Here is a 22,476-nt window from a genome sequence, read left to right on the forward strand (position 1 = left end):
TCAAGCCGCCTTTCCGAGAGTGTGCAGATTGGGCGCTTCGCTGCTTTTGGCGTTGAACAGCACATTCAGCAGCACGGCGGTGAAGGTGCCCAGCAAAATACCGTTCTGGCAGAACTTGGCCATCATGTCAGGCAGGCGCATGAAGAACCTGTCAGCCACTAGCGGAATCATGCCCATGGCCAGACTAATGGCCACGATGTAGGCGTTCTTGCGGTTCTCGACAAAATCCACATGGCTGAGGATGCGTATACCTGTAGCTGCCACCATGCCAAACATCACCATGGCTGCACCGCCCAGTACGTATTGAGGAATGGAAGCAGCGATAAAGGACAGTTTGGGGAAGCAACTGATCAGGACCAGCATCACGCCAGCCGTCACACAGACCCAGCGGCTACGCACCCCGGTGACCTGCACCAGCCCAATGTTCTGGGCGTAAGAGGTATAGGTGAAGGTATTGAAGATACCTCCCACGATGGCCCCAACGCCATCGGCACGCAGGCCGCGGGCAATATCGTCTGTCTCAAGCGGGCGCTCCACCACCTCGGCCAGAGCCAGGAACTGGCCCACGCCTTCGATCATGATGACCACCATGACCACGCACAGCGTGACCGTGGTCATCACATCGATGGTAGGAATGCCGAAGTGAAACGGCGTGATGATGCGCACCCACTGGGCGGACTGCAGGCCCACGAAGTTGACTTGCCCGGAGACCAACGTGATCAGAAAGCCGACGGCAATGCCCAGCAGTACGGCAATATTGGACAGAAAGCCTTTGCACCAGGCAATGATGAACAAAATTGTCATCAGCACAATGCCCGAGATGGCAATGTGTGAGGGAATGCCGTAGTCGGGATTGTTGATGGGCCCGTTGGGACCGGCAATGGTGGGAGTGCCGCCAGCAGCCCAGTTGATGCCCACGCGCATCAGCGATATGCCGATGATGAGTACTACTGAGCCTGTAACCACTGGAGGGAACCAGCGCAAAAGCCGACTGACATAGGGTGCAACAAGCAGGGTGAATATGCCCGCGACAATGACGCCGCCAAAAACTGCTTTAAGCCCCAGTCCTGGAGTGCTTCCTGCTGCAATAATAGGAGCGACAGCTGTAAAGGTTACCCCCATCATCATGGGCAGGCGTATGCCTATCTTGCCGATGCCCATGCTCTGGATAATGGTCACCAGGCCGCAGCAAAACAGGTCGGCAGCAATCAGGAAAGCCGTATCTTCCTTGGTGAGTTTGAGGGCGCTTCCAATGATGAGTGGGACGGCGATCGCTCCCGCATACATGACCAGTACATGCTGCAGCCCGAGTGCTGCGAGCTGGGGCAGGGGCAGTTTTTCATCCACGGGATGTACGGCTGGGGGACTTTTGGGTACGGTGCTCGTCGTCATGGCTTGTCTCCTGAACTGGTTATCGAGCTGCCTGGGCACGCCCGGCCTTTTTGGCTCTGTGCGTTCCCGGCGTTTTAAGGTTCTCTCAAGTCATATTGCGATGGGCGGACTGAATCAGTGATTGGGCGCGTTGCATGACTTCGGGGCTGATGCGTGCCCGTATGCCATCGAATTTCGGACCTCTGGTGGCATCAATACCAAGGCGGGAGGTTGTTCCGTCAGCAGAGGACGATGGATCCAGGGGGCTGCCGGGCAGACCATCGACCATGAACAAGTCTTGGTGTGGCTGGAAATGCGTGGCCATGGCCCAGAGCACTTCTTCGTCACGGGTGATGTCGACGTCCTCGTCCACGGCAAACACGGTCTTCAGATAAGGGTCCCAGCCCAGCAGGCCCAGCATGACCTGGCGAGCCTCGCCAGGCCGGGATTGCTTGAGCGCGATATAAGCGTGAAAGTGGGTGCCCGAACTGGGGTAATGCACGGCGGTGACTCCCGGAAAGCGCTCTTTGAGCTTTTCCACCATCTCGGATTCACGCGGGATGCGGCCCAGATTGAGGTGTTCTGCAGAATTGCCACCCACCACGTCGAGCAGCCAGGCATCGCTGCGCTGCATCAGCGTCTCGACCTTGAAGACATTGTTGGTTGAGCGGTCCGATGAGTAGCCCGTGAATTCGCCAAACGGTCCTTCCTCGGCGCGCAGGCTGGGGTCGATCACCCCTTCGAGCACATACTCCGCATGGGCCGGCACCGAGATGCCATATCTGGGCGTCTTGACGACCTGCAGTGGTGCTCCGATCAGGCCGCCCGCCACTTGGCGCTCGTCGACGCCATAAGGCAAGCGGGCGGCAGCGGCCAGCATGAATAGTGGATGAGCACCTATCACCATGGCTACAGGCAGTGGCTTGCCCTGAGCTTCTGCGGCTCGCAACATGCGCCAGAGGTGACCGCGTGAGTGCAGGCTGGTAGCGATCTCGGTGTCAGAGTGCACCATGGAGCGGTGGTAGCTCACATTGCTGATGCCGTCGAACTCCGAAATCAGAATCGAATTGGTGATGTAAGGACCCCGATCGCTGGCGAAATGCTTGATGGTCGGAATGTCCTGGTGCAGATTGATCAGGCTGGTCTTGACCTGTTGCAGCACCTTGCCATCCTCAATCAGCTGGGGCTTGAGCAGATTTCTGCTGCGGGCCTGGTACTCGGCATGGATGCCCGCGGCAGAGACTCCGCCCAGCATGCGGCCCACGCGTTCACGCGAGGCAAACAAATTGGTCAGCAGAGGACGCTGCAGGCTTTCAACCTGATTGAAGCGCAGCATGGGATGCCGGCCTTGAGCGGCCAGTGACCAGACCGTGGCGGTAACGTCCTGGTCGCGGCTGGTGGGTTGGTCAATGGACAGAACATCGTCTGGCCAGCTATCCGCATAGGCTGCGTAGAAGTCGTGCAAGTCCTGACCGGTGTCTGTCATTGCTGTTCTGGCATTCATCGAGTGGCTCCGGCAAAGCAAAAACTGGGGTGCCAGCGGTCTGTGGCACTTCTTCGGTGGTGTGAAGCCCACCGCCGCTTGGCGGTGGGTGACGCTCGCTGTGGAGCGCAACTACTTCGCGGGGGCGAAGGTCAGGGCTTCTTTCTTGCGAACGCTTGCGTAGGTGTCCGTCAGGCGAGCCTGGGCGTCTTCCAGATTCTTGGGCGGTGGTGTGGTTTCAATGCCGACCAGTCGCGCAATGTTGTTGCCCAGATAGTCTTCCAACGTGTCCTCGTCCAGGTCGATGCCGTGGGGCGCTGGACGGCACAGCATCTCCAGTTCGCGCAGCCACATGCCGGGCTCGTTGGGAGGGCTGTCTGTGCCGAAAACCAGCTTGTTGCGTGGCAACTCCTTGGCGAATTCGGCAATGCGTGCCTGGAAGCACCAGCCAGATTCCACATAGACATTGGGCGTATCCATGGCCATCCAGAAAGTCTCGAACGAGTAATTGCCGCCAGTCTGAATGCCAAAGTGTGCAATCACGAAGTTCACCATGGGGAACTCGCGGATGATGGGGTAGAACATCGTGGGAATGGTGAAGGGGCCATCACCCGTGTGAATGAGCACCACGATGTTGTACTTGGCGCAGACCTTCATGGCAGGACGTAGCCATTCCAGCGCGCGGTCAGGCCGGTACCCATGCATATTGGCGTGCAGCTTGATCATCTTGAAGCCATAGGCCAGATGGTGGTGCTCGATCTCGGCGGCCCCGTTTTCCGGACCCCAGCGGGGGTTGTAGGTGAAGTTGCCTATGAAGCGGTCGGGATATTTCTGCGTGAGCTCGGCGATGTACGACATGTAGTCGCGAATGCCGTCACGTCCGCGGCGGTTGCCGTCGCGGTAACCCGTGTTACCGGGCGGAGGCTGGATGAAACCCATGTCGATGCGGCGAGGTTTGCCGTTGATCATGTAGGGGCCGTCCATGAGCTTGAGCATGCGCTCGCCGTTGAAAGGCGTGCCAGTGTGGCGCCATGCCTCGTCCACCAGATTGGTGGGGTGCAGATGGGTATCGATGATCATGTGTTGTCTCCTGGCTTGAATCAGTACAGTTCAATCACGGGATGGCGTTCGGCCTTGCGACCCAGCATCCGCTCGGCTTCTTCAAAAGTCCTGGGTGCAGGCGTGGGCTCAAGTCCGATCATTCGTGCGATGTTGTTGCCCAGGTAGTCCTCAAGCGTTTCTTCGTCGAGGTTCATGCCCTGCGGAGGGTTGGTGCACAGCACTTCCAGCAGGCGCAGCCACATGCCGGGTTCGTTGGGCGGTGTGTCGGTGCCGAAGATGATCTTGTGCTTGGGCAAGACCTTGGCGAATTCCACAATGCGCGATTGCAGGCACCAGCCCGATTCGCAATACACATTGGGCAGGTCCATGGCAGCCTGGAAGGGCTCGAAGCAATAGACGCCCCCGGTCTGCACGCCGAAGTGGGCCATGATGAAGTCCACATTGGGGAATTCCTGAATCATGGGAATCCACTCGGAAGGGATGCTGTAGGGGCCATCGCCCGTATGCAGCTTCACGGGAACGCCCAGCTCGGCGCATTTTTCAAACGCGGGGCGCACCCAGTCCAGCGCGCGGTCGGGACGGTAGGCATGCATATTGGCCTGCATCTGCACCATCTTGAAACCATGCTCTTTGACATAGCGCTCAATGGCTTCCACACCGTTCTGCACGCCGCAGCGAGGGTTGTAGACAAAGCAGCCGATGAGTCGGTCGGGATGCTCCTGCACGCATTTGAGCGTGTAGGCCATATAGGCATCAATGGACTCGCGGCCCGACTTTTCACCGTCGCTCCAGGTATAGATGGTGTTGCCCTGAGGCGGCTGGATAAAGGCTTTGTCGATGCGGCGAGGCTTGCCGTTGACGTAGTAGGGGCCGTCCATGGTCTTGAGCAGCCGGTCCACGGTATAGGGCTTGCCGTCATGCCACCAGGCCAGGTCAACCTGGTCGGTGGGATAGCAGCTGATGTCGATGATCATGTGTCTCTCCTTTGGTGATGACGGATGAAGCGCTTCAGGCGGCTTCCTGAGCCTCGATGGAAACCAGGTGACGAGTGAGTGCGCTTCGCAGCAGCGAGGCGTTGAGATTGCGGCCGATGAAAACCAGCTTGCTGCTGGGCGTTTTGTCCCACCAGGGAATGGAAGGTTTGAGTTCGAGCAGGCGGTGCACGCCTTGCAGCACATGGCGGCGGTCATCGCCCTGCACATGCAAAATGCCTTTGACGCGGAAGATGTCATCGCCTTGCTCGGCCAGCAAGCCATCAAGGGTTTGCATCAGCGCGTCGATTTCGAAGGGACGGTCGAAGACGAAAGACACCGAACTCACCGAGGGGTCGTGTGTGTGGCCCAGGTCTACGGATTGCCCGATTTCTGGTAGATGCTCATGGTCGTGCGCACAATGCGTATCGCAGACATGGCCGCCTATGGCAGGCTGGTGCAAAAAGTCGGGGTCCGTCATGGAAAGCGCATCGGACTCAAAGGTCTGCAGGCCCAGAATCTGGGACAGATCCACCTGTGCCTGAACACTGCGAATCAGTGGAGCATTGCTGTTGAGGGTACGAATGCGGCGCTCTACTTCCTGCAGCTCGCTCTCGCTGACCAGATCGGATTTGTTGAGCAAGATGCGGTCAGCCACCACAATCTGCGTCACTGCCTGGTTGTCGTATTCGGCAAGCGCAGGATCATCCAGGTGCGGCTGCACATGCACGGCATCCACCAGGGTCACGATGCCGTCCAGCACCACCTTCTTGGCCACTTCGTTGTCCATGAAGAAGGTTGCAGCCACGGGCGACGGGTCGGCCAGGCCGCTGGTTTCCACGAGGATGTGATCGAACTGATCCTTGCGATCCAGCAGCTTTTGCAGAATCTCCACCAGATCGTTGCGCACATCGACCACGCAGCAGATGCAGCCGTTGGCGACCTGAAAAATTTCCTCTTCAGAAGCCATCACCAGGTCGGAGTCCACATCGACTTCGCCGAACTCGTTTTCAATCACGGCAATGCGGTGGCCATGTTTTTCCGTCAGGATGTGGTTGAGCAGCGTGGTCTTTCCTGCCCCGAGAAAGCCGGTGAGGATGGTGACGGGGATAGGGCGTTGGCTGGTCGAGGTCATGCATGAGCTCCTTCTGTGACACGTTGGCTTTGGCCGTCCCGGGCTTTCAGGGCTTGCAGCACCTGCTCGGGGCGGATGGGGTAGTGATGAAAGCGCACGCCGATGGCGTCGTAGACTGCGTTCACGATGGCCGGACCGATGGCGATGATGGGGTCCTCGCCCACGCCCTTGGCACCGAACGGACCTCCAGGGTCGGGCGCGGTTTCCAGTAGCACCGTGCGGATCTGGGGCATGTCCATGGACAGCGGCATCTTGTAGTCAACGAAGTTGGCATTCAGGGATCGGCCCGTCTTCATGTCGATCTGGTAGTCCTCGTACAGCGTGTGTCCAATGCCTTGCTGTATGCCGCCCTCGATCTGGCCTGCTGCGGCAACGGGGTGAATGACCTTGCCGATCTCATGCACAGGAACTACTTGCAGCACCGTGATCTGGCCGGTCTCTGTGTCTACGCTGACTTCTGCAAAGTGAGCAGCGAAGGAGTAGGCCTTGGTCGGGTGATAGGTGGCCGTGCCCACCAGTTGAGCGGCGGGAATGCCTTTGCGTGGCCCGACAGCATCGCGCACACTCATGCTTTTGCCATTGGGCGCATGGATAACACCTTGCAAGACTTCGAGCGTGCTGGCCTCTGCATCCAGATAACCGGCAGCTCTTTCCAGTAACTGCTCCTTGACCTTGGCTGCAGCCATCTGGGCCGCACGACCACCCATATAAGTCGTGTGGCTGGCAAAAGCGCCAATGTCCCAAGGAACGACATCCGTGTCGCCGTGCGTGACGCTGATGGCCTCAAAACACAGGCCCAGCTCTTCGGCCACGATCTGCGCCAGAGCCGTGTGGGCACCTGTGCCCAGGCCGGCAGTGCCGGTCAGCAGTACGACCGTCCCATCCTCATTCATCTTGACGATGGCATTGCCTTGCTCCTTGATGCCGGGGTAGGCACTGCTGCCATGCATCTCGCAGCCCATGCCCCAGCCGTGGCGTACCGGACCTTCGGTCTGCTCAGGGCTGCGCGGCCAATGGACTTCCTGCATGCCCCGACGTATGCAGTCGGGCAGACCGTTGCCGACAATGGGGTGCCCGGATGGAGCCAGATCTCCCTCGCTCACGGCGTTCTTGAGCTTGAGTTCTGCAGGGTTCATGCCCAGCACGACAGCAGCTTCGTCGAGCTGCAAGTCCAGCGCAAAATAAGTCTGCACCACGCCGTAGCCGCGAAATGCGCCCGCGATGGGACTATTGGTATAGACGCAGAGTCCTTCCAGATCCACGTTCTCGCATCGATACAGCGAGGTCATCGCGGCTGTGCCAACATTGGTCACGCCTGGGCCGTGCGAGCCATATGCGCCGGAATTGAAGACTACGCGGGCCTGGCGCGCGGTAATGCTGCCGTCCTTGCGAAAGCCCTGTTTGAGCCAGATCTTGACGGGGTGCCTTGTGCGCCCACCCAGAAAAGTCTCTTCGCGAGAGAACTCCATGCGCACCGGCCTTCGGGTCTGCTTGGCCAGCAATGCGCAGAGGAATTCGCTTTGGAACAAGTCCTGCTTGGCACCAAAGCCGCCGCCCATGTGGTCTACCAATACCCGAACCTTGTGCAGCGGCAGGCCCAGCACCTCGGCCATGATGCCGCGTACCATGAAAGCGGTTTGCGTGGAGATCCAGACCGTGAGATTGCCGTTGCCATCCCATTGGCACATGCAGGCATTGGGCTCCATATAGGCTGGGGTGGGGCGACCGCCTTCGTATTCACCTTCCAGGATGAAGTCGGCCTCGGCAAAGCCTTTTTCGATATCGCCGCGCTGAATTTTCACGGGTGGCAGTACCAGATTGCGGCCCGGCTCGCGGTCGTGAATCAGCTGTGTATCAGGCGCTGCCAGTGCCTCTTCGGTGGTGAAGAAGGCGGGCAAGGCTTCATATTCAACATCGATCAGATCCAGCGCCTGTTCGGCAATTTCTTCGCTGGTCGCGGCGACCACCGCCACACTTTCACCCCAGTAGCGGACCTTGCTGTCCAAAATGTACTGGTCACAGGTGACCGATGCAGAGCGAGGGTGGGGCGAGCCTGCATGCAGAACACGCGGAACGTTCTCGTGCGTCAGCACCGCCTTGACTCCGGGCAGAGCCAGAGCCCGGCTTGTGTCGATTTTCACAATGCGAGCATGGGCGATATTGCTGCGCTTGGTTCTGGCATAGAGCAAGCCAGGCAGATGCATGTCGGCCACGTATTTGGCGTCGCCAGTCACCTTGGCGAGCAAATCGTTGCGCTTGACGCTGGTTCCGATGATGGATTTCTTGTTCATGATGCTGCGCCCTCCTGCATGGCGGGGGCGGCAGCGGCAATGGCATCCACAATTTTTGTGTAGCCGGTGCAGCGGCAGATATTGCCGGCAATCGCAAAGCGAATGTCTTCTTCCATGGGGGTGGGGTTGATGTCAAGCAAGGCCTTGGCGGCGACCAGAATGCCGGGGGTGCAAAAGCCGCATTGGGCTGCGCCGCACTGCATGAAGCATTCCTGCAACGGGTGCAGTGTGCCGTCGGGGCTTTGCAGGCCTTCTATCGTGGTGATTTCTGTGCCATGAGCTTCTGCAGCAAGTACCAGGCAGGCATTGATGGGCTGGCCATTGAGCAAGATGGTGCAGGAGCCGCACTCACCCACATCGCAGCCTTTCTTTGTGCCTGTCAGACCCATCTCGGTGCGAAGTGCATCTAAAAGGCTGCGGTTGGGTGCAACTTCAAAGTCCAGCAACTCGCCGTTGACCGTGCATGAAACACTGAGCTTTTTCATTCTTGGGCCTCCTTGATGGCTTGAGTCAGAGCGCGGGCGGTGAGCACGCGCACCATGTCCCGGCGGTAGTTGGCGCTGGCGCGCACATCGCTGATGGGGGCTGCAGCCGCGGCGGCTGCCTGGCTTGCTGCCTGAATCTGGGCTGCGTCAAGGGCGCAGCCCTTGAGCAAAGTCTCTGCACCGGCGGCACGCAATGGTGTGGGAGCCACTGCGGCGAGGATGATGCTGACGGTGTCCACATGTCCTTCAGGGGCCAGAGTGAGACTGACTGCCACACCGACGGTGGCCAGTTCCATTTGGCTGCGCCTGCCGTGCTTGAGATAGACCTTGCCCGTGCGGGGGGGCGGCGCAGGGATATCGATGCGCGTGACGACTTCGTCAGTGGCCAGGCTCGTGCGGCCAGGGCCTAGCAGGAAATCTTCAACGCGGCATTGGCGCTGGCCGAGCAGTCCGTGGATGTTGAGCACGGCTCCGTCGGCGATCAGTGGCGGCAAGCTGTCAGCAGAAGGGGATGCGCGGCACACATTGCCCGCCAGGGTGGCACGGTTGCGCACCTGGATGGAGGCGAAATCGGTGCAGGCCTTGGCCAGACTGGCATAGTGTTTGAGCGTGATGGCCGAGGTCTCGATCTCGCGGGTGGTCACCAGAGCGCCTAAGCGCAGACCGCTGCCTGGCACGTAGCTGAAGTCATTCAGTCCGGGGATCTTCTTGAGATTGACCACATGGGATGGAGCGCGAACATGCTCTTTCATCATCACCATGAGGTCTGTGCCTCCGGCCATCAGACTGGCTGAGCCAGCACAACGCTGCAGCAGCTCCGAAGCCTCTTGCAGGCTGCCGGGCTCGACATATTCAAAAAATTTCATGCGGGGAGCTCCTGTTTCATGAGACTTCGGTGCGGCGGCTGGCTGAGAGCCCTTGCCAGCGCTTGACGGCATTCACTTCAATATCGAAAAGATCCAGAACCCGGCCCAGCGAGTGATCGACCATTTCATTGAGATCCGCAGGCCGGGTGTAGAAGGCGGGCACCGGCGGGGCGACGATGGCCCCCATCTCGGTGACGGCCAGCATGTTCTTGAGGTGCGTCAGCGTCAGCGGTGTTTCGCGTGCCATCAGCACCAGGCGGCGGCGCTCCTTGAGCATCACGTCAGCAGCTCGGGAAATCAGCGTGGAGCCAATGCCGTTGGCGATCTCGGCCAGTGTCTTCATGGAGCAAGGCGCAATCACCATGCCCAGTGTTTTGTATGAGCCGCTGGCCACGCAGGCGCCTATGTCCTCGTTCTTGTGAACCTGGGCGGCCAAGGACGTGACGTCGGAAAGACTGAGCTCGGTTTCTGCACCCATGGTGATCAGTGCTGCACGGCTGAGGATGAGGTGAGCCTCGATGTCTGTGCCTTGAAGCAGCTGTAGTAGCCTGTGGCCATAGACAAATCCGGAGGCTCCGGAAATTGCCACAATCAGGCGCTGACGATTGATCGGCTGTATCTTCATTTAGACGCTCCGCATCAGGCGTTTGCCTCTAGCACAAAACCTTTGAAAGCCATGAACTCTGAACAGACCTGGAAGGAAATTTGCGAGCGCTATGCCGATCACGAGCATGCGGCAGCGCTTTTGCAGCGGCAGGAGCAGCAAGGTATGGACGTGGTGCTGGAGCTTTTCTGGGAATGTGCCCAGGCGCGGGGATACCGCTTGAGCGAGCAAGCCAGACAGGAGGCTGCTGCCTTTGTGAGCGACTGGCGTGCTCAAGTGCTGCTGCCGCTGCGCCAGTTGCGCCGAGGCATGAAACCCATGGAGGCCAGGGTGCTTGAGGCTGCTGAAATCAGAGCGCAGGTTCAGGGCGCTGAACTGCTGGCCGAGCGCACGCAGGTACGACTGCTTTGCGAATGGCTTGACACACACCTGGCCCGATCTACCACGGACTACGCCGTTGGCGGCTAGATCTGAAGCTCCCCTTGAGAACGTTAGGGTAGAGCACAGCATCTTGGTCTCCTGCATTCGGAACACCAACCCGACGAAGCCTTTTCGTCACGGGGATGAGTCAATGCTGGCAGAAGGCAAAGCTTTGTAAAACTATCGCAAGCTTATATATTCATTGCTGATTCATATTATTTGGCGATAAATATATGTCGATTACCCTACGTCAGCTCGAAGTGTTTGTGGCAGTTTCCGAAGAGGGCAGCCTCACCAGAGCGGGTGACGTGCTGGGCTTGCCACAGTCCAGCATCAGCAAACAGCTCAAGGAGCTTGAGGACTTGCTGGGCCTCAAGCTTTTTGACCGCCACACACGTATGTTGCGCTTGACGGAGGGTGGCATGGAGATACTGCCGCTGGCCAAGAAGACGCTGGCCGATCTGGATGCCATGCTTGATGGCTCGGCCCAGCTCAAGACGTTGGAGCGGGGTCGAGTTTCTATTGCTGCATCGTCCATGCAGGCGGCTTTGGTACTTCCCCGAATGGTCAAAGCCTTCAGCGAGATGCATCCCGGCATCCGCATTGAATTGCTGGATGTGACGCAGGATGATGTGATCCAGATGGTCAGTGGCGGAGCGGTGGACTTCGGCGTGGGCTCAGCCTTTGGGGATCATGGCGATCTGTCCATGAAGACACTTTGGTCAGAGCCATTTTTTGCGGTCGTGCAGCAGGACCATGCCCTGGCTAGGAAAAAAAGCGTGACCTGGAAAGAGCTGCAGAAATTCCCGCTGATTGGTTCACGCAAAGGTAACCCGGTGCGCACGGCTCTGGAGTTCTCTCTGGCCAGTGAAGGCATTTCTCTGAAATATGTGCATGAGGTAGCACTGCCCCTGACCACGATTGGCATGGTCGCTGGTGGCCTGGGTGTGGGAATTTTGACGGGATCGACACGCCGCCTGTCTGAGTCACTGGGGTTGCTTTTTAAACCGATTCTTCAACCAAAGCTGGAGCGGGAAGTTGTGTTGGTGCTGCATTCAGCCCGCTCTCTCTCTCCTGCAGCCAAAAAATTCAGCGATGCATTGGTGAGTTGGACAAGTCTCAAGAAATCACGCTTTAACGAAGAGGATAACGTCCATCGGTTTTGCAACGTTTGCTATCAGTTTGGATGTTCATTGACGCATCAGCACTGAATATGAGATCGCCCCCTGAATCTCGGGGCGCGCTCCAATCTTCACCATTTGTGTCTAATTTGGATGCTCAGGCGACCAAGCCGCCGCCGTTCACAGGCAATACCTGGCCGTTGACCCACTCTGCCTCGATCGATGCCAGATAGGTCACGGCGGCACCCACATCCTGGGGCGATCCGGCGCGGCCTACAGATGTCCCCTTCTTGGCAATCTTTTCGGAGCCTTCCCAGTTGTTCATGGTACCCAGCGACAGCGCATTGGCAGTCACGCCATGCGGACCGACCTCGCCTGAGAGATTGCGGATAAAGCCAATCGCCGCCGCCTTGGCAGCGCCGTAAGCGCACAAGCCCATGCCCGTGGCCGTGCGTGCTGCGTCGGAGTTGATGGCAACAATGCGGCCCCAACCCTTGTCCTGCATGGCAGGCAGCAGCGCCTGGCTGGCGTGCATCAGACCATGCAGATTGAGCGACAGCCAGGCATTCCATTCCGACTCGGGCGACTGTAAAAACGGTGTGTAGCCCCAGCCCTGCGCAGGAATGCCGGCGTTGTGCACAAAGATATCGACCACGCCGACCTCGGCCTTGATGCGCTCGACCATGGCAAAGATGGCGGCGCGGTCCGTCAGATCGGCGGCCTGGGCCGAGGCCTTCAGCCCGGTTTCACGCAGCTGCGCGGCAGCATTTTCTGCACGGTCCAGGTGAAAGTCGTTGACTACTACATGTGCGCCCTGCATGGCCAGCGCCTGTGCAATACCAAAGCCCATTCCACGACCGGCGCCACTGACCAGCGCCACTTTTCCATCGAGTCTGAACATGTCTTGCCTCTCTTTTTTCCTTGGGAGCTGGCAGTGTTGCGTGAGCCTGTGCAGCGGACATACTCCAAATGGACGGGGTCAAAAAGCATGAATGGCAAGCTCAAACCTTAAAAGGCGATGAACCTTCAGGCTTCACTCAACTGCGAGTCAATGCGATAGCGAGACAACTGGACGATAGGGCGTGCAAGTCAGTCCGGCCCTTTCATGTCGAATTGATGCACCAAGCCTCGTGCCGCTGTGCAGCGAGACGCACGAGAACTCTTGCGGCACACTCAGGGCAATGCCCACCGCCAAATCCGCCATCCAACTCGACGCCGCGCCGAGCTTATTCAAGAGCGCCAAGGCTTTCGAGGCTTGGATGAAGAAAAATCATGCTGCTTCCGACGGGCTCTGGCTCAAGATCGCCAAGCGGGGCGCCAACGAACCCAGCGTGACCTACCCCGAGGCCGTGGAGATCGCGCTTTGTTGGGGTTGGATCGATGGCCAGAAAAAAGGCCTCGACGAGCAGCACTTTCTTCAGCGCTTTACGCCACGGCGCGCGCGCAGCATTTGGTCGAAAGTCAACGTCGACAAGGTCGAGGCACTTATTAAGGCGGGTCGCATGCAGGCGCCTGGCCATGCGCAGATTGAGGCTGCCAAGTCCGACGGACGCTGGGCACGGGCTTACGACGGCGCGCGTACGTCCACAGTACCCGAGGATCTGCTGGCTGCGCTGGAGGCCGAGCCGAGGGCCAAGACTTTCTTTGCAACGATCAATGCGGCCAATCGCTATGCGGTACTGTGGCGTATCCAGACGGCCGTGAAAGCCGAGACGCGCGCCAGGCGTATTGCCCAGTTGGTGGAGATGCTCGCGCGCGGCGAAACCATCCACCTCTTCAAGCCCAGAGCCAGGAGCTGACCGCTAGGCGCTCGAGCTGAATTTTCGCTCGATACCCCAAATCCGTCACCGGGCCAGCGATAAACCCTGCCAGCTCTCAATGGCAGCTCGGTCATCTGCCTGTGCTTCAGTTCTTCCCCATGCTGCCAAGCTGATGCAGCTGCAGCCCCTGCACACTCATTGTTGTTCGCAGAATATGTCCGTGCGTGGAATCGGTCACATAGAGGTCGCATCGATCCGCGCCGCCAAATGCCAGATTGGTCGTAGAGATACCAGGCAGGCTGCGCAGCACCTGCACAGGCTCCGCGCGACTGTTGAGTACCCAGACACAGCCCAGCCCCGGATTGGCAACCAGCAAGCGACCCTCCACATCCACAGCAAGACCATCGGGTCCACTGGGACCGTACGAGGTAAAAAACTGGCTCACTTTGGACACGCTTCCATCGGAAAGAAGCGGTACCCGCCATATGCAGTTGCCGCGAGTCACCGCAAGGTACAGAACGCGTTCATCTGGTGACAGTGCCACGCCATTTGGGCTTGGCACATTGTTCAGCAATAGATCGAGCTGCCCATTGGGGCGCAGACGATAAAGACGTCCCGACGGATCATGCAGCCCGCTCTGTCCCTGATCCGTGAAATACAAGTTGCCCTGGCTGTCGAATACGAGATCGTTCACCCCTTTAAAGCGCTCGCTGTTGCGGCGCTCCAGATAGGGGCTTACCTGACCGCTCTCAATGTTGAGACACATCAGCCCGTTTTTGTAGTCGGTAATGAGCAGCGTATGGGCATCCAGGAATTTCATGCCATTGGGTTCGCCATCGTATTCCGTGATCAGCGACCAGTTGCCCAGACGGTCTATGCGCAGGACACGGCCCCAGGGGATGTCGGTCACATAAAGATTGCCGGCACCGTCAAAAACAGGTCCTTCAAGAAAGGAATCAACAATCGCTCCACCGCGGTTTGCATCGGCCCAGGCACTTCGCTTGCGGAGGCGCAAGGACTCGGGCAATGAACTGAATAGTTCCAGTTCACGGACTTCAGGTGCTTGCAGTAAAAACATGGGTTGCTTTCAAAAACCGTACAAATGTGCCGGGTTGTCCACCAAGATTTTCTCCATCGCGGATGGAGACACGGTCCATGCAGCCAAAAGATTCAACAGGTCTGCGTCATTCACCGTGTCAGGGGCTGCGGTGGTGTGTGGCCAGTCGCTGCCCCAGATCAGCCGCTCGGGAGCTTCCCGCACCAGGGCGCGGCCTAGCGCTAAGGTATCTGAATACTTGGGGCCTTGTACTGTAGAGCGCATATAGGCGCCCGAGAGCTTGACCCAGGTATTGCCGCCGTCCAGCAAGCGCCGCATGGCATCGTAGGCTGCGCCCGAAGCTCCATCCGCCGGGTCGACGTATCCCAGATGATCAATCACCAAGGGCACAGGCAGCGCAGCAAGTACGGAGGCAAGCTGAATGAGCTGCTCCGGATGCACAAAAACCTGAATATGCCAGTCTTCGCAGGCCGGGTGAGCGGCCACTTTTTGTGCCAGCGTGCTCAGCATTTGCAGTGTGGTCTTGCCCCAAGACTGAGGCGTGACAAAGTTCACACGGAGACCTCGAACGCGGCGGGCGGCCAGCAAGTTCAGCTCGGCATCGCTTACGTCGTGCGCCACGACAGCCACACCGCGTGCACAATCGCCCAACTCATCCAAGGCATTCAGCATGCAAGCGTTGTCGGTGCCATAGGTTGATGGCGTGACGACCACGGCCCGCTGAGTGCCCAAGCGACTTTGCAATTGCCTATAGGCCGCAACCGGGGCGTTCGGAGGCTGGCGCATCCAGTGAGACGACGCAGCGAAGCGCGGGTCGAAAATATGCATATGGCTATCACAGGATAGCGGCGGGACCGCGCGTGCCGGTCGATTGAGTCCTGCGGAATACGGAACTGCAACAGATGTCATTGCTTGTCCATTCCCAGCTTGCCTGCGACAGATTCCCAAAGTCGAGCATCGCTTTTGAGTTTGTCGGCAAAGGCTTGCCCGCTCAGCACGCTGGGCACCGCTCCCAGGTCATCTGCAAAGGACTGGATGTCGGCGCTGGCCATGGCTTGCGCAATATTTTTGCGAAGCACCTGCAGCACGGCATCGGGCGTACCCTTGGGGGCCCACAGCCCGGTAAAGTTGACCACCTTGTAGCCAGGCGCTCCGGCTTGCGCAAAGGTGGGTACGTCAGGCAAGGCCTTCAGGCGCTGGTCTCCACTCACAGCCAGCAACCGCACTTTGCCGCCGCGCACCTGGCCCATGACACCAGGGGTCGAGGCAATCTGAAAATCGATAGAGCCGCCCAACAGCGCCATGGTGGCTTCACCTGCGCCCTTGTAAGGGACGTGGGTCGCGCTCAGCCCGCTGGCAGTCTTGAGTGATTCGGTGGCGAAATGCGGCATGGTGCCCGCTCCGCCTGTACCGTAGTTGAGCTTGCCCTGATGTGCTTGCGAATAGGCAATCAGCTCTCCCAGGGTCTTGAATGGAGAGTTGCTCGCCACGACGACTGCGGTAGGTGCGAAATTGAAGCCGGCCACGGCGACCAGATCGTTTGCATAGTCCCACGGCAACTTCTTGAAGACCTGAGGCAAGATGGAGTAAGTTGTGTCATTGGCCAGCAGCGTGTAGCCGTCGCCTGGCGCGCGAGCTACCTGCGAAGCACCAATGGTTCCGGTTGCTCCGGCCTTGTTTTCGACGAAGAAGCTCTGACCGGTCTGCTCGGTCAGTTTCTGTGCAATGCGTCGCGTGACTTGATCCACGGCTCCGCCCGGCGGATAGGGAACTACGATCTTGACCGGCTTGCCTGGATAGGCAGCTTGAGCGAGTGCACCCACAGGGGCATATGCAAGCGTCGTGGCAAGCAGCAGGAACGGAGAGAAGAGGGTAGGGTTCATGAGAAACTTGCTTTCAAGTCAATGCTTCAGTCAGCTTTGATTTCCAGTTCCTGTGCAACGCGCGAATATGTCGCAACTTCGCGGCGCACTTGATTTGCAAATGGGGCTCCGCACAAGGAGGAAGTCTCTATGCCCAAGCTGCGCATCCTGTCTGCCGCCGCCTCGCTCTTGGAGAAGCCTGAGGCGGCATCTTCCAGTGCCTTGACGATGGAGGCGGGTGTTCCTGCGGGAGCAAAAACGCCGTACCAGGCATCTGCAGAAAAATCTCCGCCACCGGCCTGTGCAAAGGTAGGCAGCTGCGGCAAGAGAGTGGAGCGCTTGGGCGCGGCGACAGCCAGCGCCGTTAGCTTGCCGCTCTTGATTTGAGGCAGCACTGAGCACAGCGTGGCGAACGAGCTGTCGAGCTGTCCGCCCATCAAATCCGTCACCACCGGTGCCGCGCCTTTGTAAGGGACGTGGTTGAAACGCAGGCCATTGGCACGAGCGAACATTTCGGTCGCGAAGTGACCGAGCTGCCGACGCCTGGCGAGCCAGCCGTCACCTTGCCTGGCTGCGCGCGAACCGTGGCCATGAAGTCTTTCAAGGTACGCGACGCAATGGCTGGGCCGGTCACCAGGACAGTCGGGCTGGTGGCAACGGCGCAAATGGCCTGAAAGGATTTCACGACATCAAACTTCACACGAGACCCGTACAGCGCGGGAATCATGGTGTGATTGCTTGCGCCGAACAGCAAGGTGTATCCGTCAGCCGGGGAACCGAACACGGCCTGCGCCGCCAGTATGGTGTTGGCGCCTGGCTTGTTGTCCACCACAAAAGCTTGTCCTAGTGCGCGGCCAGCGTAGTCAGCAAAGGCTCGTGCCACCACATCCGTTGGACCACCTGCAGCAAATCCAACAACTAGCCGTACCGGCTTCATCGGATAGTGGCCAGCCTGTGCGAGGCAAGTGCCTGAAGTGATCAATAGCGCTGCCAACAATAGGCTGGGGCTGACTATCGAATGTCGGTTTTTTTTATGAATTTGCTGCATGTTTTGTCTCCTGATGGCTGAAGAAGTTCAGGCAACAGCTGCGGGGCTCAGCACCGCCAGCGCATTACGTGCAGCGCTCAGACCCATATTCACATAGGCATCGCTGGTCACGCCACCAATATGCGGACTCAGGATGAATCCCGGTTGATGCCTGAACGGATGGTCGGGCACCATGGGCTCAACGGAGAAGCTGTCCAGACCGGCGGCCAGTACCTGTCCGCTTTGCACCGCAGCAAGCAATGCAGCCTCTTCGATTAATCCGCCACGCGCAGTGTTCACCACAATCACACCCCGCTTGCAGCGGGCCAAGGTTTCAGCGTTCAGCAGGTTCCGGTTTTCGTCCATCAAGGGGCAGTGCAAGGAAATTGCATCGCTGTCGCGCCACAAAGTTTCCAAGTCCACGGACTGCACATAGTCGGGCAGGTTCTTGGCAAACGGATCGAAACCAATGACTCGCATGCCTAGCGCATCTGCCATTTTTGCAAAGCGCAGTCCGATAGCTCCCAAACCTATCAGGCCTATGGTTCTGGCTCCTAGTTCCAGGCTCTTGTGCGTGGACTTGTCCCAATGGCCTTGATGCATGCGCTCATCAAGCTGTGGTATCGACTTGGCGCATGCCAGGAGCAGCGCCAGAGCTTGTTCTGCCACTGCGGCGGCATTGACGCCCACTGCTGCAACCACCTCGATGCCTCGCGATTTGGCGGCTTCCTTGTCAATGGTGTCCGTGCCGCTGCCATGCTTGGAGATCACCTTGAGCGAAGGTGCTGCATCCATGGCTTGTGCACCTACTTTGCTGTAGCGAACAATGATGGCGACGGGGTCATGCTGGCGGCACAAATGAATGATGTCATCTTCGGCAGGGGTCTTCCCCGCATAGACGATGTCATAGCCTGTGAGCAGTTCGAGCGCCTGTGGTGCAAGATCGGCAGCCGTGATCAGTATGGTTTCTCGCTTCACAGGGCTTCTCCTTCTTTGAGCACGCCAGCTGCGCGCAGTGCCGCCGGAAGCCACTTTGAAGCGGTGTCGCCACCTGCGATGGCCTCGATGCGCGCGGCCTCGTCGGCGACTTTCTTCACTGCCAAAGCCATCATTGCCGGGGCCTTGGTACGCTCGATGACGACGACGCCATCGGCATCGCCAACCACCAGATCTCCGGGGTTCACCGTTGCACCACCGCACGAAATAGGATGGTTGATACGCCCAGGCACGAACTTGGTTGGTCCGGCAGGGTTGAAGCCCGCACTGAAAACCGGAAAGTCCAAGTCCAGAATTTCAAGCTTGTCGCGAATAGAGCCATCGACGATGACTCCAGCCAGGCCGCGCTTCTTGCAGGCGCTCAACATCAAGGTGCCCATGAGCGCAGCGGTCTGATCGCCTTTGCCATCGATCACGAGGATGTCGCCGGGTTGCGCGAGCGCGATGGCGGCATGGATCATGAGGTTGTCGCCAGGGCGCACCTCGACGGTGAATGCAGGGCCTGCGAGTTGCATGCGCTCGTGTACCGGTGTTACGCGGGCATGCATGGTGCCGCGACGGCCTGCCACGTCCGCGAGAATGGCCGCTTGGAAGGTGGCGGCTTGCTGTACGACTTCAGCGCTGACACGCTCGACGTCACGAATGATTTCAGGAAGTTGGCTCATGGTGTGCTTTCAGTTGAAAAGAGATAGGTGATGGGCGCTGGTCTTTATTCGGCCTTGATGTTTCCGTCCTTGATGACCTTGGCCCACTTGGCGGAGTCGGCCTTTTGCAGGTCGGCCAACTGCTGTGGTGTGCCGCCGACCAAGTTGATGCCCAATTTGTCGGCGAGAGCGACGACAGCGGGGGCCTTCGGCACGCGGGCGATTTCAGCGTTCCGGAGGGCGGGAAGAGACACCGTGCTCTAAGGCCGCTGGCGGCCTGCAGAGAAAGGCACGCTCTCCATGCTCGTCTCGTCGCCGCTTTGGGTTAGTCCAGACTTGCGCCGGATTTCTTGACGATCTGACCCCAGCGAGGGATCTCGTTTCGCAGCAGTTGAGCAAACTGCTCCGGGCTTCCTCCCAGTACATCGCCGCCTTCGGAGCGCAGCTTTTCGGCCACGTCAGGCTGCTTCAGTGCCTGATTGATCGCCTGATTGAGCTTTTGAATGATGGGAGCCGAGGTCCCTGCGGGAGCCAGGATGCCAAACCAGGAAATTGCATCAAAATTTTTGTAGCCGTTTTCAGCCAAGGTCGGTGTGTCTGGCAGTTGGCCGGAGCGCTCGGCCGAGGTGATGACAATCGGACGCACCTTGCCGTTACGCACATGACCCAACAGAGTGGGTATCGATGACATGTAAAACGTTACTTGGCCGCTCATCACGTCGGTCAGGGCCTGCGCTGCGCCTTTGTAGGGCACGTGGCGCAATTGAATGCCGGCGGCGTTCTCTGCCATTTCTCCGGCCAGGTGGGCCACGGTTCCGTTGCCCGAATATCCCAACGTAAACGAGTCCGGGGCTTTCTTGGCTGCTGCCACCACCTCTGCAAAGCTCTTAAAAGGTGAGTTGACGGATGCCACCATCACGATGGGAGAGGATGAAACCAAGGCTACGGGCGCCAAGTCTGTGAGTGGCTTGTAGGGCAGCTTGGGATACAGCGTAGGGTTTATCGCGAGATTGCTGGTCTGCCCCATAACCAAGGTATAGCCATCCGGCGCGGCCTTGGCTGCAGCATCTACTCCAAGGTTGCCGCCGGCTCCTGGACGGTTGTCTATCACCACATTCCATTTGTTTTGCTCAGCGATTTTCTGAGCAACAGCGCGCGCAATCATGTCGGTTCCGCCGCCGGGCGGGAAGGGAACGATGAGCCTGATGGGCTTGCTGGGATAGCTGGATTGCGCGAAGGCCGGAACCGCCGGGCAGGCTGCGGCCACGAGGCCGAGCAGCACAGCACCCGCATTGACAGCCGAGATACGAGAACGCATAGAAAAACGCATGGCAAAGTCTCCTTGTCTAATTCACGGCATCGCCAGCCACGGGAACCGCATGAGCGCAATTTTGAAAAAACGTTTCACATAGTACAATCTGGTTTCGTACAGTGAAACGAAATAGACATGGAAAACCCTCGCGTACCACTCTTGTCCAGTCGAAATGACGTGTCTCATGCGGAGCCTCCGGAGATGCAATCTGGTCAGGCAAGCACTGAAGGCGGTGTTACGGCAGTGACGCGTGCGCTGCAGATACTGGATGCCTTTGCATTGGGCGAGTCACATCTGCCTCTGGCCGAACTCAGTCGCCGATGTGGATTGCACAAAACCACGGTTCTACGACTGGCACGCACGCTGGCCTTATCGGGCTACATGGTTCAGCGCGACGATGGTGAGTGGCGCCTTGGCCCCTCGACGGGGTGGTTGGGAGCGCGCTATCAGGCAGGTTTCGATGTGCAGAATGTGCTGGAGCCAGCTTTGCGCATGCTCACCCAAAGCAGTGGCGAGAGTGCCGCCTTCTATGTCCGTGAAGGCAATGTACGGACATGTCTTGTGCGTGTTGAAGGACCTCAGGCGCTACGGCATCACGCTCGCATGGGCGAAGGCTTGCCCCTGGATCAGGGCTCGCCGGGCCGGGTGATTCTGGCGTTCTCGGGCGAGCCGGGGCGAGTGTATGAGCAGATCCGCAGGCAAGGCTACCAATGGTCGATCGGTGAGCGCGAACCGGGCGTCTCAACGGTGTCGGCTCCTGTATTCGGAATGAATCGTCGGCTGCTAGGTTCTGTGTGTATTTCAGGACCCGAATCGCGATTGCCGCCGGCCAAGCTGGAATTGCTTGCGCCCCAGGTCATGGACACGGCTAGACAGCTATCGTATGCACTGGCCGGCAACAGCTCGGCGGCACCGGCTGCTTTGCCTCAGAGCCGCTGGCATCCCTAGACGAACCGAGAAAAGCAGATGGACATCGCCGTGGGTCTTATGAAGGCGACGTCGGAGTTGATTCACTGGCTTTGTCGCTGAAACAGCATTGTGACGCTGGGATTGTTGGCCTCGTTTGTCCTGCCTGAATCAGCTTGTCTAAGGGCCTAAGACTCTTGCAGATTCGTCGATGCAAAGCGTTCCAGAATGATGGTCTTAAGCCGTTCGGCCGCTGGCGGCAGAGGAGGGTGGCGGGGCCAGATGATGTTCAGGTGCGTGCGCAGGGCGGGATCATCGAGCGGTACCAAGGCCGGAAACCCTTGCATGCCCAGTTGGGAGAAACTTTCCGGAGCAAAGGCTACACCCAGACCCTTTTGCACCATCAGCAGCATGGGCAGCGTTTCCACACCCCAATACAGCACATCCGGCGTGAACCCCGCGTCCTGGCAGGCGCGCATCAGCATGTCGGAAATACCGGAGCCCAGCAACGAGCTGTGAAGCAGAAAGCGCTCATTGCGCAGCTCTCCGATATGGACCTGGGCTCGGCCGTGCAGCCTGTGGCCCGGTGGCAGAGCCAGCCGCAAGGGCTCGTCCATGAGCACCTGGTTTTCCAGTTCGGGTGCAGTGTACTGGCTGCGGCAGATGATCAGATCCAGGCTGCGCTCGCGCAGTCGTTGCAGCATATAGCCCGTCTCGCCTTCATGTACATGAACGGTGATCTTCAGCCCGCTGGCGGTGATGTGTTCCATGACACTGGGCATGATGAAAAGACTGGCGGCCGTGGCACAGCCTATGTGCACTGTGCCGCGCGACCCCAGCTCTGCTTCCTGCAGTTCCCGGCGCATGGCTTGCAAGCTGGCTTGCAAGGCCTTGGCGCGCAGATAGAACAGCTCCCCTGTTGCCGTAGGCACAAGACGGTGCCCGCTGCGATCGAACAGTCCCACGCCCAGCTCGTCTTCCAGCTTGCGCAGCAGGATGCTCAGAGGCGGCTGTGTCATATGCAGGCGCACGGCAGCAGCGGAAACACTGCCTTGTTCGTACACCGCAATAAAGCATTTCAGTCTGTGTTCATCCATACATTA

The 22,476-nt window shown here is 58.8% G+C and carries 22 protein-coding genes and 1 pseudogene; 4 read left to right on the plus strand and 19 right to left on the minus strand.

Going from position 1 to position 22,476, the window contains the following annotated elements; all coding sequences use genetic code 11:
- From ACNAZA_RS03635 to ACNAZA_RS03675, 9 genes are all read right to left on the minus strand, one after another.
- Positions 1-1,392 carry a nucleobase:cation symporter-2 family protein gene (locus ACNAZA_RS03635; RefSeq protein ID WP_415795057.1) on the minus strand — a complete coding sequence of 464 codons (1,392 nt, stop codon included), beginning with the start codon at positions 1,390-1,392 and terminating at the stop codon, positions 1-3.
- Positions 1,393-1,477: 85 nt separating this feature from the next.
- Positions 1,478-2,857, minus strand: coding sequence for a UbiD family decarboxylase (locus tag ACNAZA_RS03640; RefSeq protein WP_415795058.1), 1,380 nt, complete (start codon positions 2,855-2,857; stop codon positions 1,478-1,480).
- 129 nt (positions 2,858-2,986) lie between these two features.
- On the minus strand, positions 2,987-3,934 hold the full coding sequence (locus ACNAZA_RS03645; protein ID WP_120968400.1) for an amidohydrolase family protein: 948 nt from the start codon (positions 3,932-3,934) through the stop codon (positions 2,987-2,989).
- Positions 3,935-3,954: 20 nt separating this feature from the next.
- On the minus strand, positions 3,955-4,890 hold the full coding sequence (locus ACNAZA_RS03650; protein WP_415795059.1) for an amidohydrolase family protein: 936 nt from the start codon (positions 4,888-4,890) through the stop codon (positions 3,955-3,957).
- A 34-nt stretch (positions 4,891-4,924) separates the two neighbouring features.
- Positions 4,925-6,022: a CobW family GTP-binding protein gene (locus tag ACNAZA_RS03655; protein ID WP_415795060.1), complete on the minus strand. Its 1,098-nt coding sequence runs from the start codon at positions 6,020-6,022 to the stop codon at positions 4,925-4,927.
- Positions 6,019-8,313 carry a xanthine dehydrogenase family protein molybdopterin-binding subunit gene (locus ACNAZA_RS03660; protein WP_415795061.1) on the minus strand — a complete coding sequence of 765 codons (2,295 nt, stop codon included), beginning with the start codon at positions 8,311-8,313 and terminating at the stop codon, positions 6,019-6,021. The genes ACNAZA_RS03655 and ACNAZA_RS03660 overlap by 4 nt, the downstream gene beginning before the upstream one ends.
- Positions 8,310-8,798 (minus strand): (2Fe-2S)-binding protein, encoded by a 489-nt coding sequence (locus tag ACNAZA_RS03665; protein ID WP_415795062.1) that lies wholly within the window; start codon positions 8,796-8,798, stop codon positions 8,310-8,312. Before ACNAZA_RS03665 ends, ACNAZA_RS03660 begins: the two co-directional genes overlap by 4 nt.
- On the minus strand, positions 8,795-9,664 hold the full coding sequence (locus ACNAZA_RS03670; protein ID WP_415795063.1) for an FAD binding domain-containing protein: 870 nt from the start codon (positions 9,662-9,664) through the stop codon (positions 8,795-8,797). Before ACNAZA_RS03670 ends, ACNAZA_RS03665 begins: the two co-directional genes overlap by 4 nt.
- Positions 9,665-9,680: 16 nt before the next feature.
- Positions 9,681-10,274: a UbiX family flavin prenyltransferase gene (locus ACNAZA_RS03675; RefSeq protein WP_415795345.1), complete on the minus strand. Its 594-nt coding sequence runs from the start codon at positions 10,272-10,274 to the stop codon at positions 9,681-9,683.
- Between the two features lie 66 nt (positions 10,275-10,340).
- On the opposite strand from ACNAZA_RS03675, the gene ACNAZA_RS03680 reads away from it, so the two are divergent.
- A complete protein-coding gene (locus ACNAZA_RS03680) occupies positions 10,341-10,736 on the plus strand; it encodes a DUF2390 domain-containing protein (protein ID WP_415795064.1) in 396 nt (131 codons plus the stop codon).
- 185 nt (positions 10,737-10,921) lie between these two features.
- Positions 10,922-11,899, plus strand: a complete 978-nt coding sequence (locus tag ACNAZA_RS03685) for a LysR family transcriptional regulator (RefSeq protein ID WP_415795065.1) — start codon at positions 10,922-10,924, stop codon at positions 11,897-11,899.
- 67 nt (positions 11,900-11,966) lie between these two features.
- Here the strand turns inward: ACNAZA_RS03685 and ACNAZA_RS03690 are convergent, their stop codons facing one another.
- The gene (locus tag ACNAZA_RS03690; protein WP_415795067.1) at positions 11,967-12,710 is read right to left on the minus strand and encodes an SDR family NAD(P)-dependent oxidoreductase; all 744 of its coding nucleotides are present in this window, start codon (positions 12,708-12,710) and stop codon (positions 11,967-11,969) included.
- Positions 12,711-12,990: 280 nt separating this feature from the next.
- Between ACNAZA_RS03690 and ACNAZA_RS03695 the strand changes: the two genes are divergently transcribed.
- A complete protein-coding gene (locus tag ACNAZA_RS03695) occupies positions 12,991-13,608 on the plus strand; it encodes a YdeI/OmpD-associated family protein (RefSeq protein ID WP_415795069.1) in 618 nt (205 codons plus the stop codon).
- A 106-nt stretch (positions 13,609-13,714) separates the two neighbouring features.
- On the opposite strand, the gene ACNAZA_RS03700 is transcribed toward ACNAZA_RS03695, so the two are convergent.
- From ACNAZA_RS03700 to ACNAZA_RS03735, 8 genes and pseudogenes are all read right to left on the minus strand, one after another.
- On the minus strand, positions 13,715-14,647 hold the full coding sequence (locus ACNAZA_RS03700) for an SMP-30/gluconolactonase/LRE family protein (protein ID WP_415795070.1): 933 nt from the start codon (positions 14,645-14,647) through the stop codon (positions 13,715-13,717).
- Positions 14,648-14,656: 9 nt separating this feature from the next.
- Positions 14,657-15,535 carry an amidohydrolase family protein gene (locus ACNAZA_RS03705; RefSeq protein WP_415795071.1) on the minus strand — a complete coding sequence of 293 codons (879 nt, stop codon included), beginning with the start codon at positions 15,533-15,535 and terminating at the stop codon, positions 14,657-14,659.
- A complete protein-coding gene (locus tag ACNAZA_RS03710) occupies positions 15,532-16,509 on the minus strand; it encodes a Bug family tripartite tricarboxylate transporter substrate binding protein (protein WP_415795072.1) in 978 nt (325 codons plus the stop codon). The genes ACNAZA_RS03705 and ACNAZA_RS03710 overlap by 4 nt, the downstream gene beginning before the upstream one ends.
- A gap of 26 nt (positions 16,510-16,535) precedes the next feature.
- A pseudogene (locus tag ACNAZA_RS03715) lies at positions 16,536-17,536 on the minus strand (tripartite tricarboxylate transporter substrate binding protein).
- Positions 17,537-17,563: 27 nt separating this feature from the next.
- Positions 17,564-18,493 (minus strand): NAD(P)-dependent oxidoreductase, encoded by a 930-nt coding sequence (locus ACNAZA_RS03720; RefSeq protein WP_415795073.1) that lies wholly within the window; start codon positions 18,491-18,493, stop codon positions 17,564-17,566.
- Positions 18,490-19,176: an RraA family protein gene (locus tag ACNAZA_RS03725; RefSeq protein WP_415795074.1), complete on the minus strand. Its 687-nt coding sequence runs from the start codon at positions 19,174-19,176 to the stop codon at positions 18,490-18,492. The genes ACNAZA_RS03720 and ACNAZA_RS03725 overlap by 4 nt, the downstream gene beginning before the upstream one ends.
- A gap of 44 nt (positions 19,177-19,220) precedes the next feature.
- On the minus strand, positions 19,221-19,370 hold the full coding sequence (locus ACNAZA_RS03730; RefSeq protein ID WP_415795075.1) for a hypothetical protein: 150 nt from the start codon (positions 19,368-19,370) through the stop codon (positions 19,221-19,223).
- 110 nt (positions 19,371-19,480) lie between these two features.
- Complete coding sequence (locus ACNAZA_RS03735; protein WP_415795076.1) at positions 19,481-20,485, minus strand: Bug family tripartite tricarboxylate transporter substrate binding protein; 1,005 nt, start codon at positions 20,483-20,485, stop codon at positions 19,481-19,483.
- A 183-nt stretch (positions 20,486-20,668) separates the two neighbouring features.
- Here ACNAZA_RS03735 and ACNAZA_RS03740 point away from each other — a divergent pair, with 183 nt between their 5' ends.
- The gene (locus tag ACNAZA_RS03740) at positions 20,669-21,415 is read left to right on the plus strand and encodes an IclR family transcriptional regulator (protein WP_415795077.1); all 747 of its coding nucleotides are present in this window, start codon (positions 20,669-20,671) and stop codon (positions 21,413-21,415) included.
- Positions 21,416-21,561: 146 nt separating this feature from the next.
- Here ACNAZA_RS03740 and ACNAZA_RS03745 read toward each other — a convergent pair whose 3' ends face one another.
- Entirely contained in the window at positions 21,562-22,470 is a 909-nt protein-coding gene (locus ACNAZA_RS03745) for a LysR family transcriptional regulator (protein WP_415795079.1), read from the minus strand.
- Between the last annotated feature and the right edge of the window lie 6 nt (positions 22,471-22,476).

Origin of the sequence: Comamonas aquatilis (genome assembly GCF_965139575.1) — a bacterium.
Classification (GTDB): domain Bacteria; phylum Pseudomonadota; class Gammaproteobacteria; order Burkholderiales; family Burkholderiaceae_C; genus Comamonas; species Comamonas aquatilis.